The organism is Bacillus salacetis, assembly GCF_049177075.1.
In the GTDB taxonomy this organism is placed as follows: Bacteria; Bacillota; Bacilli; order Bacillales; family Bacillaceae_B; genus Rossellomorea; species Rossellomorea salacetis_A.
Map to the genome: position 1 here is coordinate 1168295 of NZ_CP185377.1, position 13483 is coordinate 1181777.

Sequence of the window (13483 nt, forward strand, 5' to 3'; positions counted from 1 at the left end):
GCGATGAACCAGTGGAGAAACAAAAGGTAGTAATTATCGGCGGGGGAATTACAGGATTAACATCAGCTTATTATTTGCAAAAAGAAGCCGAGAAGACCGGGCGTCCACTTGACATTAAATTGATCGAGGCGAGCCATAGACTTGGCGGCAAAATCCAGACGGTGAAAAGGGACGGTTTTGTAATCGAAAGAGGACCGGACTCGTTTCTTGAAAGGAAAAAAAGTGCTGCCAGGCTTGCAAAAGAAGCTGGCATTGACAATGAACTGGTCAACAATTCGACAGGAAAGTCTTATGTTCTTGTGAATGAAGAACTTCATCCAATGCCGGGCGGATCTGTTATGGGGATTCCAACACAGATGGCACCTTTTGTTACCACAGGTTTGTTTTCAATGCAAGGCAAAGCAAGAGCTGCGGCTGACTTTGTATTACCGAAGTCAAACGTAAAGGGTGACCAATCTCTCGGCCAGTTTTTCAGAAGAAGGCTTGGGGATGAGGTTGTTGAGAATTTAATCGAGCCTCTGTTATCGGGAATTTATGCCGGGGATATCGATCAGTTGAGTCTGATGTCAACATTCCCTCAGTTTTACCAGGTTGAGCAGAAACATAGAAGCTTGATCCTTGGAATGAAAAAGACGACGCCTGCACCACAGAATAAAAGCGGTAAGAAAAAAGGAATATTCCTTACGTTGACAAGAGGATTGCAATCCTTGGTGGACGCCATCGAAGAGAAGCTTGATGCTGACTCCATCTTAAAAGGTGTCCGAGTGGAACAGATTGAGAGAGAAGAGACTGACCGTTTTTCTCTATTGCTGAACAATGGGGAAAGGCTGGAGGCGGACAGTGTCGTGGTGACCACTCCGCATCCGACGATTCCATCCATGTTCCCGCAGTACAATTTCTTTGATCATCTAAAAACGACTCCGGCAACCTCGGTAGCGACTGTTGCAATGGCGTTTCCTAAGGAAGCAATCAAAAAGGATATCGAAGGCACCGGTTTTGTTGTATCACGTAACAGTGACTATACCATTACAGCCTGTACATGGACACACAAGAAATGGCCGCATTCTACACCTGAAGGAAAAGTATTGCTTCGCTGCTATGTTGGCAGGGCAGGTGATGAGGCCGTTGTGGATCTTTCGGACAGCCAGATTGAAAAGATTGTCCTCCAGGATCTCAACAAGATCATGGACATCACCATGGAACCTGAATTTACAATCGTTTCAAGATGGAAAGAAGCAATGCCGCAGTACACTGTCGGCCATAAAGACCGGTTAGAAAATATGCAGGCAAATGTAAAGAAGGAGCTCCCGGGATTATTCATCGCCGGCAGTTCTTTTGAAGGGCTTGGCCTTCCTGATTGTATCGATCAAGGCGAAAAAGCAGTCCAGGACGTATTGGACTATCTGGCTTAATGAAAAAGCATGCACGCTGGAAATCAGTGTGCATGCTTTTTTTTGTGTTTTTTTCTATATTAGTAGGTTCAAAAGCATCCCCAGCTGTAAACAATACTTTAGAGGCCTGCTCAAGTACATGAACGCCACTTGTCTTCGCTTATGATGTACTTTAGGACTCCTCTCAAGTACATGACCGCCACCCAATCCCACTTATGATGTCCTTTAGACTTCTTCTCAAGTACATGACCGCCACCCAATTTGGTCTTGGATGTCCTTTAGACCTCTTCTCAAGTACATGACCGACACACAATTTCACCTATGATGTACTTTAGGACTCCTCTCAAGTACATGACCGCCACCCAATCGCGCCTATGATGTCCTTTAGACCTCCTCACAAGTAGTCCAAGGGGACTCTCCTTCTTTCCTTATAGTAGTCAGAAAACTCTTTTTGAATTTTTTTAGAATTTTATTTGACAAATTTGTGAACATGCATAAAATAGAATATAAAGGGGGAGAAACGGATGGGAAACAAACAACAAATATTAGCAGCTGTTAAATGGTTATCTGTTGCAGGTACGGCTATCGGATTAATGATTACTTTTTACAGCTTTTTTGTAAGCGGTGTCACCCAGGATTATATGCTTTCGATCGGAATCGGTGTGATGGTAGGATTCATGTTTATCTTCGGTACAATGATTTTCCTTCCTTTGATCGAGGAGTTCACTGGAAAAAGCAAACCTGAAATGAGCGGTATGATCAAAAATAGAATTTAATCTAAAATGCAAAAAAAGGGCTTGGAGAATAATTCTCCAAGCCCTTTTGGTTGTTTTATTAATGAGCAGCATGACCAGAAGTCAATACCCAGATTGAACCGACAACGATGACGACCGCACAGAATACTGCATAAACAATATTGATAATCTGCACTTTGCCGTCTTCTCCTTCATTAACGTGCATGAACATGAATAATTGAAGGCCGGCTTGAACGACTGCCAGTGTACCAATGACCCACATCACAACTGTGAATGAAAGGCTTGTTTTTAAAGCAGCCCATGCTGCTACAAAAGTAAGGACGAGTGACATGATAAAACCGACAACATGGCTGATAGGATAGCTCTTTGTACTCTGTTCCATTTACATCACCAATCCTTTCAAGTAAACGAATGTGAAGATGAAGATCCAGACAACATCAAGGAAGTGCCAGTATAGCCCGATAATGAAAACTTTGCGGGCTGTTACCGGTGTCAATCCCCGCTTAACAAGCTGGATGATGACCATCGTTGCCCAGAAAATACCGAATGTTACGTGGGCACCGTGTGTTCCCAACAGTACAAACAGACTGGAAAGGAAGGCACTTGTCTGAATGGTGGCACCTTCATGTACATAGTGGATGAACTCGCTGATCTCCATGAACAGGAATCCTGCCCCAAGTCCAAGAGTTATGACTAACCAAGTAATCAATCCTTTTAGGTTGCCGCGTCTCATTTCAAAGATGGCCAATCCGCATGTGAAACTGGATGTCAAAAGCAATACAGTCTGTATCATGACTTCTTTGATCATGAAGATATCCTGGTGTGTCGGACCACCGGCATAGCGGTGGCTCAACACTCCATATACAGCAAACAAGGTGGCGAAGAGGGCGATTTCAGCTCCAAGGAATATCCAGAAACCAAGGATATTCAAGCGGTTCTGCTCTGTTTGATACTCTAAAGGAAGGGATGTATCGACTTTAGCTGACATGTTTGTTCACCTCTCCTTTTTTGTTTCTCCAAGAACGTTCAACTTCTTTGATTTCTTCGACAGGAATGTAGTATCCATCGTTATAGTCGAACGAACGGTAAATCAATCCGGCGATGATACCAAGTGAAGCAATGATAGTTGCGATCTGCCACTCAAATACAAGGAAGAATCCTGCGATTCCGAAGAATACACACATGATGAACGGCAAGCCTGAGTTGCTTGGCATGTGGATTTTCTTGATTTCTGAGTCACTTAGTGTCAAGCCTTCATTATTCTTTTTCATATGCCAGAATGCATCAATCGTTTTAACTTCAGGTTGTTTTGCAAAGTTGTAATATTGAACTGGTGATGAGGTTGCCCACTCCAGTGTTCTTGCATCCCAAGGATCACTTGAGATATTTCGGTCTGCGTAGCGGATGCTCCAATAAATGTTATAGCAGAACACCGCGAAACCTGCTGCAAGGATGATCGATCCAAGGGCAGATACCAAGAATAATTCAGAGAATCCTGATTCAGCTGAGAACGTATAAGAACGGCGTACCGCACCTTTAAGTCCCAGGAAGAACATAGGCATGAATGTTACGTTGAATCCGATATTGAATAACCAGAAGTGCCATTTTCCTAACTTTTCGTTCAGCATGTGGCCGAACATTTTTGGCCACCAGTAGTACAATCCGGCAAATACAGCATATACAACACCAGGTATCAATACATAGTGGAAGTGAGCTACCAGGAACAATGTATTATGGTATTGGTAATCTGCCGCACCCATAGCAAGCATGACCCCGGTTACTCCACCAATAGTAAAGGTCGGAATGAAGGCCAATGCCCAAAGCATGGCGGTCGTCATCTTGATACGGCCTTTTCTCATCGTGAACAGCCAGTTAAAGATCTTAACACCAGTCGGAACTGCAATCATCATAGTAGTTATCGAGAAGAATGAGTTAACCGCAGGACCAGAGCCCATTGTATAGAAGTGGTGGACCCATACGACCATACTCAATATGGCAATACCGACAATCGCATACACCATTGATTTGTAACCGAATAGTGACTTGCGTGAGAATGTAGCAATGACTTCAGAGAAAATACCGAAAGCAGGCAAGGCTACAATATATACTTCAGGGTGTCCCCATAACCAGAAGAGGTTGGCCCAAAGCATATCCATTCCTCCGCCTGATACAGTGAAGAAATGGGTACCGAAAATACGGTCAGTTGTCATAAGCGCCAATGCAACCGTGAAGATTGGGAATGCAGCGACAATAATAACTGACGTGATCAGCGTTGTCCAAGAGAACATCGGCATTTTCATTAATCCCATGCCTTTTGTTCTCATCTTCAAGATCGTTACGATAAAGTTGATCCCTGTCATCAAGGTACCGATACCGGCAATCTGAAGGGCGACTGCGTAGTAGTTATTGGCTATACCCGGGCTGAACTCTTTACCAGCGAGCGGGAAGTACGATGTCCAACCAGCATCGGGAGAACCACCGATAACGAATGAGAGGTTGAACAGCATCGCACCTGCAAAGAAAAGCCAGAAACTCAGTGCGTTCAGTTGCGGGAATGCTACATCGCGTGCCCCGATTTGAAGCGGGACAACTACGTTCATTAAACCGATCAGGAAAGGCATCGCCATGAATAGAATCATGATAACGCCATGTGTTGTGAAAATTTCATTGTAGTGCTGTGAGTTCAGAAATTCCATTTCGGGTCTGGATGTCTGTGCCTTCATCAGGAGGCCGTCAATCCCGCCGCGGAAAAACATCAGAACTGCTGAGATAATATACATAATCCCAATACGTTTATGGTCAACGGTTGTGATCCATTCTCTCCACAACCAGGTCCATTTCTTTAAATAGGTAACACCAAAAACGATACCGATCATTGTCAGTGCAATGGAGATCTGGGCTCCTAAGATAAGGGGGTCTCCTGTTACGAAAAATTCATCCCATTTAATGCCCATGGTGTTCACCTCCGTCAGAGTCGTGTTCATCTGTTTCATGTTCGCCGTGAGAATCTTCATTTTCATCCTCAGATTCATCAGCGTTTTTATAGTTATCTTCTTCTTCAAACGTTTTTCCCTGGTATCCGTGGTAGCGGTATAATTCAGGGTTCGTGTACGTTTTGGAATCCATATCAGCATGGTTCACCCACGCAAGATGTGTGTTATTGAATGTCATTCTGCCTAAGTGAGTAGGCTCTAAAAGCTCTTCATATTTGTCTTCTGTCAATTTAGGAGCAGTGTCTTTTACTTCCTGGACCCACTCGTCATAGTCTGATTGAGTTTGGGCTAAGACTTCAAATTCCATTTCTGCATAACCGCGTCCATTGAAGTTAGAGTTTTTCCCCATATAGGAACCAGGATTATCGGCAGCAAGATAAAGTTCTGTTTCCATTTTGGCCATGGCATATTTTTGACCGCCAAGTGCAGGCACCCAGAAAGATTGCATGGTGCTTGCTGAAGTAAGCTTGAACAGTACCGGCGTATCCTCAGGAATATTGACGTAGTTGACTGTCTCGATTCCTTCTTCAGGATAACTGAATATCCATTTCCAATCTGCTGCTGTTACGTGAATCGTAATCGGTTCTTTTTCTTCAAGAGATTGTGGAACCTCTTCAAGCGCATAAAGTGTTTTGACGGTAGGAATCGTCAAGGCGATGACGATAAGGATCGGGATGCCTGTCCAGATAACCTCGAGCAGTGTGCTGCCGTGTTCTTCAGGCGGCTCGTAATCCTGATTTTCAGGTTTCTCTCTGTACTTCCAGATGATATAAGCGAACAATGCAAAAACGAATACTACTACAATTAACATCCAGATAAGTGACCAGTTAATCAGATCCGTGATGGACCTTGCGACCGGCCCCTGGGGTTCGAAAACAACCATATTCGTTTCGCAGCCACTTAAGAAAAGCACTAATGATAATGGAAGAAATATCAGTAAAGGCTTTAGTGATTTCATCTCTGTTCCTCACCTTCTTTTATAAATGTCACAAATTGTTCAAAATTTGCTCAGTACTTCACAAACTTATCGAAAAAAATTTAATGTGTGTCAGAAGAGCGCAAATCACACTCGCGTCTTCTAGTAAGTGAATAATATCACAGGTGGCCCGTTCAATTTGTTACAAAAAAGGGAAGGTTGATTTTTACAATCGGGAAGACAGGAAGAGGATGCCGCTTGAACCCTTGATATAATAAGGAATTTCAAGCCTGAGTAAAACTGTGACAAGAATTCGAACGTTTAAAGGGAGGGTAAATCTGAAGACGATGATTATGAGTTTAGAATAATACGGGGAACAATTTCTAATGAGGGTTTGTGAAATAGTGCTTTGATTACAAACAAGGTTGCACTCCAGGAATAGACCAAAATCCTGTATCCTCCATGATATTATGGTGTATTACTCTGAGGAATAGACCAAATTACTATATGTAGCATGATATCCTGGTGCATTACTTCGAGGAATAGACCAAATTTCTATATGTAGCATGATATCCTGGTGTATTACTCTAAGGAATAGACCAAATTTCTGTATGCCTCATAATATTCAGGTGCATTACTCTAAGGAATAGACCAACATTCCCTATCCCGCATGATATTGTGGTGCATTACTCTGAGGAATAGACCAACATTCTGTATCCTTCATGATATTATGGTGTATTACATGAAGAACGCGCCACATTTTAGTGACTCGGAATCATTTCAAGTGAAATTAGAATTTTCTTTTTGAGATTATTTTTAAAGGATCAGATTAAAGGGTTGTTAGAAGGTAGTTGTCATTCAGAACAGGATATGCTATTGTATATATGAATCAAATATGACTGAAATTCATTTTTGGTCACATAGTCAAAGGGTGAGTGGATGGCCGTTGATCGAAAGACATTAATAATAGAAGCTGCAACAAAATCCTTTTCTTTATTTGGGTATAAAGCTACAACAATGGATCAAGTATCAAAGCTTGCCAATGTAGGGAAAGGGACGATTTATAACTTTTTTAAGAACAAGGAAGAGCTGTTTGATGAGATTATTTCTTCATTGATAAAAGAGATGAAAGATGCTGCAGAGGAAGTAATTGAACCAGCCAACTCTTTTTATGAAAATGTGAATGCAGCCTTGTTCAGAATATTGGAGTTTCGAAAAGAGCACCAATTGACAATCAAGCTGTTTCAGGAAGAGCAGGAGATGGGAACTCCTGCTGTGATTGAGGTAAGAAAAAGGCTTGAAGAAGCGATTTTGTCGTATATTAAAGTGAAAATTATCGAGGCGGTTGAAAAAGGGGAAATTAAGGCCTGCGACCCTGAACTTACGGCCTTTATCATGCTGCAGCTTTATGTTTCACTTATTTTTGATTGGGAACAAAGGCACAAACCGCTTGACAAGGACGAAATTGCAAAACTTTTTGAACTTTATTTATTCCAGGGATTATCTCCAAGATAATTCTTTCTTTTTGGTTCAAAATGACCAAATGTCCAAAATAGTCACTTATTCAATTAACAGGAGGATAAAGATGAAGAAATCATTATTTTTAGCAGAATTGAAGAGTATCATGAAAAATAGGAAACTGCTCATACCGATTCTTGCTGTGATGTTCATTCCGATTTTATACAGCGGCATGTTCCTATGGGCTTTCTGGGATCCATATAGCCAGTTGAAGGATTTGCCGGTAGCTATAGTGAACAATGACAGTGGAGCGGTCCTTGAAGGAGAGGAAATCAAACTGGGTGATGACCTTGTCAAGAAACTGAGGGACAGCGATACGTTCAACTTCCAATTTGTAGACAAAGAAGAAGGCTATGATGACCTTCAGGGGCAGGAGTACTACATGTTAGTTGAAATTCCTGATTCCTTTTCCAAAAATGCAACGACCCTTTTAGATGAACACCCTGAAAAACTGTCTTTAAAATATGTACCTAATGAAGGCTTCAACTTTCTATCAGCTCAAATAGGCGACACAGCTGTCAAGGAAATCAAAGCGAGTTTGTCAAAAACCGTAACTGAAACATATGCCGAAACAATGTTTGAAAGTATTGATAAAATGGGTCAGGGCTTTACTGATGCTAGTGAAGCGGCAGCCAAACTGAAGGATGGAACAGGCAAGGTATCCAATGGCGCAGCTGAACTTAAGGAAAACCTGACACTATTGGCAGAGAAGAATATAGAATTCGATAATGGTTTGTCTGAGGTCAAAAGTGGTGCTGATAAGCTGGCTGACAAAACAAAAGAGTTGTCCCAAGGATTGAATAAATTGTCGGAAGGATACAGCCAGCTGTACCAAGGAGCAGAAAAGCTCCAGAATGGTTCCGCAGATGCCGCATCTGGTTCAAGCCGGTTATCAGCCGGTACGGATCAAGCAGCAGCCGGTTTTGAAAAAATCCAGTCCAGCACAAATGCATTGAAGGATGGAGCGGGCAGTGTAGCTTCAGGAGCTGGATCCCTGGAAGAAGGTGCGTCTGAAGCTCATTCAGGAGCTGTCAACCTTAATAAAGGTATCATGGCTCTTGACCAGGCGCTTACACCGGTATTGGAGTCAATGCCCGAGGAGCAGCGAGCACAGCTGGATACCCTGCTGGCACAACTGCAAGAGGGCAGCAGTAGACTTGAAACAGGAACATCTGGTCTCTCAGCCGGAGCTTCAGATTTACAAAACGGTGCTGCAAAACTTCAAGACGGACTGAAGGGGCTCAGTGAGGGTAACGCCGAATTCAGTACTGCTCTTTCAGATTTAAGAGCGGGGGCCGGGGATCTTGCTGACGGAATGGAAACCTTAACTGAGGGTCATTCTGAATTCCTAACTAAATTCTCTGAAGCAAATAAAGGGCTGGCATCCGCAGCGAGTGGTTCAACCCAGATTGCTGCAGGTGAATCCGATCTGCAATCAGGGCTAACCAAACTTCAAGATGGGTCTGGTCAATTGGCCCAAGGCTCGCAGGACCTTGCTGAAGGTTCATCGGAACTGGAGGAAGGTACGAAATCACTTTATGATGGTACCACTGAATTCAGTGAAGAAATGAAAAATGCTGAAGAGCAGGCCAATTCATTTGAGGCGACAGATGAAACCTCTGATATGATGGCAGAGCCTGTTAAAGTGGAGAAAGACGCTGTCAATCACGTTCCAAACTATGGTACCGGTTTTGCACCTTACTTCCTTTCTCTTGGATTGTTTGTCGGTGCACTCTTGATATCGATTGTCTATCCTTTGAGAGAACCTGCGATTATCCCTGCTTCTGGTTTTGCATGGTTCAGAGGGAAATTGGCTGTATTGATTGTCTTTGGTATTATTCAGTCCTTATTAGCAGATAGTATCTTGCTGCTTGGGCTGGGGATCGAAGTCCAAAGCGTTCCGTTCTTTATTGCTGTATCAATTGCAGCAAGTTTGACCTTTATTGCCTTGGTTCAGGCCTTGGTGACGATCCTTGGAGATCCAGGGAGATTTATTGCCATCATCATCTTGATTCTGCAGCTGACAACAAGTGCCGGAACATTTCCGCTTGAATTGATTCCTGCACCATTGCAGCCTATCAGTGCACTGCTGCCAATGACCTATTCTGTTGCAGCTTTTAAAGCAGTAATCTCCAGTGGTGACTTTGAATTCATGTGGCTGAATGCAGGTATCCTTTGCTTGTATTTCGCAGCCTTTGCTGGCCTGACTGCTATTTACTTTTCAGGTTACTTCAAAAAGACTTATAACAATGAAATGACTACATCATAACCATAACGAACTTGAGCTGTTTCGGTTTCATTGCCGGAACAGCTCTTTTTATACATAAAAACGAATTTGGAAATGTTTTTACATTTTAAAAGGATACATGGTCATAATAATAAAGGCTACTAAGAGTTTGGATGAGGTGACCTATGGAAATCAAGCATCATACAAATCTTACTTCTTCAGAGATTGCCATGCTCTGGAATACATATATGGCGGACACGATGGCTTACTGTATTTTACATCACTTTTTAAAAACAACAGAGGATAAAGGTGTTGACCCTGTTATTAAATATGCTTCTGATATTGCCAAAGAGCATATTGAAGTGATTCGGGAGCTCTTTATAAGCGAGGGACTGCCTGTACCAGACGGTTTTGGGCGCAATGACGTCAATTCAGAGGCACCGAAGCTATTTTCCGACATCACTTATTTAAGGTACATACATCATGTGGGTAGAAGTGGATTAAACGCCTATTCACTTGCAAAAGGAGTTTTGGCCAGGAAGGATGTGAGGAAGCTCTACAGCACCTGGCTGCAGCAATCTGATCAATTATTTGAAATGGCTTGTGAAATCATGCTTGAAAAAGGTGTGTTCATCCGTTCACCTTATATGGCTTATCCTGAAAGGGTTGAATATGTAAAGGAAACAGACTTTATGGGGGGAGTCTTTGGTAAGAAGCGGCCGCTGCTTGCTATGGAAGTCGCCCATCTTGGTACAAACATAGAAGTTTCCAATGTGGCGAAAACTCTCCTTCTCGGCTTCAGCCAGGTAGCGGAGTCCAAAGAGATAGCAGATTATTTTAAAAGGGGATATGATGCTTCCCGGAAGCATAATGAGAAATTTATCAACTGTTTAAAAGCAAATGATGCTTCCTATCCGTCGACATGGGACTCAACGATTACCTCATCAACTGAGAGTCCTTTTTCTGACAAGCTTATGATGTTCCAAATCTCTGCATTGAATGCCATTGGGTTAGGTGATTATGGAATGGCTCTTGCATCTTCGATGAGAAAGGATATTGCCTTGCTTTATGAAACATTGATCCTCAATCTTGGAAAGTTTGCCGACGAGGGATCTAAAATCATGATTCGGAACGGATGGTTTGAAAAACCTCCTCAAACTCTGGATAGAGATAAGCTGAGAAAGCAGAAATAAGGTTGTTTACAGAAAATTACTAATCATGTAAAATATTCATGTTAGGAAAATTAACCAGGAAGGAGTGATATTGTGGTACGGAAACAAATCCATTTAAACGAAAGAAAACCGATATCCTTTATTGCCCCTTTTTTCATACAGAAGTAATAAAAATTCTTACTGGTGGAGGCTGTCGTGTTTACGGCAGCCTTTTCCTATGGGACCGGCAATCCTGACATCTTTCGTTCTGGAATAATTCAGGAGGAATATGATTATGATGAAAATTTCTATTATGCGTGATTTCCTGCACTCTTCCTGTAAGGAATGGGTAAAAGCTGCACTTTCTTTATGGAATTATAATGAGGGGTCAGAGCAGTTCTTAAGAGTCAGCAGCAATTTCATTTTTAAATTTCAAAGTGAAAATCAATCGTTTATCTTAAGGTTGACACCAGGTGAGAATCAAAGCAAGTTGAAGAGGGAGATGGATTTTCTAGCCGTGCTGTCGACTAACGGATTAACAGTCAATATGCCTGTTCCGTCCGTGAACGGCCATTTGATTGAAGTAATCAATACTGAATTAGGAGATTTTCAAGCAGTTGTATTTAATTATTTTGAGGGAGAACAAATTGAAATAGGCGGGATTAGTAATTCAAGGATGACTGCCTGGGGGAAAGCCCTCGGCAGTATCCACTCTGTTTCCAGGAGAGCGAGGTTGAATACAGACTCTCTCAGATTGGAAAACCTATTAGAAGCACATGTGGATGTCCTGCCAAAATCAGCTCATCAGGAAGAAAATTATTTACGCGGCTGGTTGAGCGGGCTGCAGAAAAACTCTGAATCTTATGGTGCCCTTCATTTTGATTTGGAATTGGATAATGTGATATGGAATGGAGATATACCGCAGATTATTGATTTTGAAAGCGGTTTGACAGGCTGGTATGCAGCTGATGTGGCTTTTGCATTAAGGGATTTATTTGAAGACGGTATAGATTTGCAAGGCAAGAAATTCGCTCTTTTCTTAGAAGGGTACCGAAAGGCGTCTGCTTTATCAGATCAGGAAATCGACAATTTACCGATGTTCCTGCGTTTGCATAATCTTATCACTTATAAGGGACTGCTTGGTACCCTGGATGTCAGGTTGGACCCTGAACAGCCTGAATGGGTGAACGAATTAATAACCAAGCTGGAAAGAAAATTGAACTTTTATGAAGAGGGTTTCAACTCTTTGCATAGCAGCCAGGCTCAAAGATAACGGGAGAGAAGAGTGAAATGCTTTACACAACACAAAATAAGCATGGCATATTGGAAGGCGAAGGTTAATGGTTAATAAGAAATGGAAAGATGAAATTTCTATTGCACGGATTCTCCTCGGTTTAATTTTATTGATTATTTTGTTGGCTGGCTGGTCATACTACCGTTTTGTCAACTTAAGCCTCTATGAGATGACAAGCTCTTCAGTAATATATGAAGGAAAAACGTATGCAGCAGATGTGGATCTGTATGAAGAGTTTGCTCAAGAAGAGGGAGACATGGGAGAATTGATCGGTAAGGTTGGCAGTGAAGCAGGGATCGATGATTGGCTGTTCGGAATAAAGGTCTATCGTGTAGAGGGATTGAGTGAAAAGGATGCCTTGTATGTAAGCGGCCTGATGTTCCAATCGGTCTATAGACAGGTAGAAGAGTAGATGAGAAGGGAGGGTTTTATTATGAGCAATAAAGCAGAAGAGCTGGCGCAAAGACAGCTTGATTCATATAATGCGCAGGATATAGAGGCTTTTTTGGACTGTTACAGTGAAGATGTAACAGTCATGGAGTTTCCATCGAATAGAGTGATGTACCAGGGACTGAGTGAAATGAGGAAGAGGTACACCCGGATGTTCCAAGAGAACCCCGATAATCATGCAGAACTTCTAAGCCGCATTACAAAAGGAAACGTTGCAATCGACCATGAATATGTAACAGGCAGGGCAAACGGCAATGAGGTCTATGCTGTAGCGATGTATGAAATTAGTGAAGATAAAATAAATAAAGTCTGGTTTGTGTCTTAATTTACAAGATAAAAAGCTGAAGCGGCATTCGCTTCAGCTTTTTTTAATACTAGGAAACTATGTTTCTGCATCCAGCTCCAGCGCCTAGCCCCTCGGGTCATAAGCCGATCCGTCAAGAAGGTTAAAGAGCAACCTTCCCGCCGGCTCGTCTTATGCCTGTCGGGGCTGATCCAGGCGCTTGCGCTTTTGTGCTTATAATTCATGGTCAGTGAGACAGTTATCGCAATGGTTGCCGTAGCACTCGTGCTGCTCTTCGATATGCTCGCCGCATTGTACACACTGCTTCTTAGGTAAGTTTCTGAAAAATTCCATCACATTTGTTAACATGTTGATCACCCTCCAATTTTAGTATACCCCTTTGTTATATAACTGATTAACTTATTTTCTATATTGTATTATAACAGTCAAGATTTAGTCAATCGATTTTGTATCTAAATCTTAAAATAATGAAAAAATAGGCGTA

Annotated in this window: 13 protein-coding genes; 8 read left to right on the forward strand and 5 right to left on the reverse strand. The window is 42.2% G+C overall.

Translation table 11 applies throughout. From position 1 onward, the window contains the following. Window positions 1-11: 11 nt before the first annotated feature. Window positions 12-1412: a protoporphyrinogen oxidase gene (gene hemY / locus ACOJQI_RS05920; protein WP_421384089.1), complete on the forward strand. Its 1401-nt coding sequence runs from the start codon at window positions 12-14 to the stop codon at window positions 1410-1412. A 503-nt stretch (window positions 1413-1915) separates the two neighbouring features. Beyond that, the gene (locus ACOJQI_RS05925) at window positions 1916-2167 is read left to right on the forward strand and encodes a hypothetical protein (RefSeq protein ID WP_421384090.1); all 252 of its coding nucleotides are present in this window, start codon (window positions 1916-1918) and stop codon (window positions 2165-2167) included. Window positions 2168-2225: 58 nt separating this feature from the next. Here ACOJQI_RS05925 and qoxD read toward each other — a convergent pair whose 3' ends face one another. From qoxD to qoxA, 4 genes are read right to left on the reverse strand one after another with little or no spacing between them, the layout of a single operon-like run. Then, window positions 2226-2528, reverse strand: coding sequence for a cytochrome aa3 quinol oxidase subunit IV (gene qoxD, locus ACOJQI_RS05930; protein WP_421384091.1), 303 nt, complete (start codon window positions 2526-2528; stop codon window positions 2226-2228). Then, window positions 2529-3134 carry a cytochrome aa3 quinol oxidase subunit III gene (gene qoxC, locus ACOJQI_RS05935; RefSeq protein WP_421384092.1) on the reverse strand — a complete coding sequence of 202 codons (606 nt, stop codon included), beginning with the start codon at window positions 3132-3134 and terminating at the stop codon, window positions 2529-2531. Beyond that, complete coding sequence (gene qoxB, locus ACOJQI_RS05940; RefSeq protein WP_421384093.1) at window positions 3124-5100, reverse strand: cytochrome aa3 quinol oxidase subunit I; 1977 nt, start codon at window positions 5098-5100, stop codon at window positions 3124-3126. The genes qoxC and qoxB overlap by 11 nt, the downstream gene beginning before the upstream one ends. Next, window positions 5090-6097 (reverse strand): cytochrome aa3 quinol oxidase subunit II, encoded by a 1008-nt coding sequence (gene qoxA, locus ACOJQI_RS05945; RefSeq protein WP_421384094.1) that lies wholly within the window; start codon window positions 6095-6097, stop codon window positions 5090-5092. Before qoxA ends, qoxB begins: the two co-directional genes overlap by 11 nt. A gap of 897 nt (window positions 6098-6994) precedes the next feature. Here qoxA and ACOJQI_RS05950 point away from each other — a divergent pair. From ACOJQI_RS05950 to ACOJQI_RS05975, 6 genes are all read left to right on the forward strand, one after another. Then, window positions 6995-7570 (forward strand): TetR/AcrR family transcriptional regulator, encoded by a 576-nt coding sequence (locus tag ACOJQI_RS05950; protein WP_421384095.1) that lies wholly within the window; start codon window positions 6995-6997, stop codon window positions 7568-7570. Window positions 7571-7640: 70 nt separating this feature from the next. After that, window positions 7641-9842, forward strand: a complete 2202-nt coding sequence (locus ACOJQI_RS05955; RefSeq protein WP_421384096.1) for a YhgE/Pip family protein — start codon at window positions 7641-7643, stop codon at window positions 9840-9842. A gap of 143 nt (window positions 9843-9985) precedes the next feature. Then, on the forward strand, window positions 9986-10993 hold the full coding sequence (locus ACOJQI_RS05960; RefSeq protein ID WP_421384097.1) for a DUF3231 family protein: 1008 nt from the start codon (window positions 9986-9988) through the stop codon (window positions 10991-10993). A gap of 253 nt (window positions 10994-11246) precedes the next feature. Further along, a complete protein-coding gene (locus ACOJQI_RS05965) occupies window positions 11247-12224 on the forward strand; it encodes a phosphotransferase enzyme family protein (protein WP_421384098.1) in 978 nt (325 codons plus the stop codon). Window positions 12225-12291: 67 nt separating this feature from the next. Further along, a complete protein-coding gene (locus ACOJQI_RS05970) occupies window positions 12292-12657 on the forward strand; it encodes a hypothetical protein (protein WP_421384099.1) in 366 nt (121 codons plus the stop codon). Between the two features lie 21 nt (window positions 12658-12678). Beyond that, complete coding sequence (locus ACOJQI_RS05975) at window positions 12679-13020, forward strand: nuclear transport factor 2 family protein (RefSeq protein ID WP_421384100.1); 342 nt, start codon at window positions 12679-12681, stop codon at window positions 13018-13020. Window positions 13021-13212: 192 nt separating this feature from the next. Here the strand turns inward: ACOJQI_RS05975 and yhfH are convergent, their stop codons facing one another. Then, on the reverse strand, window positions 13213-13347 hold the full coding sequence (gene yhfH / locus ACOJQI_RS05980; RefSeq protein WP_421384101.1) for a protein YhfH: 135 nt from the start codon (window positions 13345-13347) through the stop codon (window positions 13213-13215). Window positions 13348-13483 lie beyond the last annotated feature (136 nt).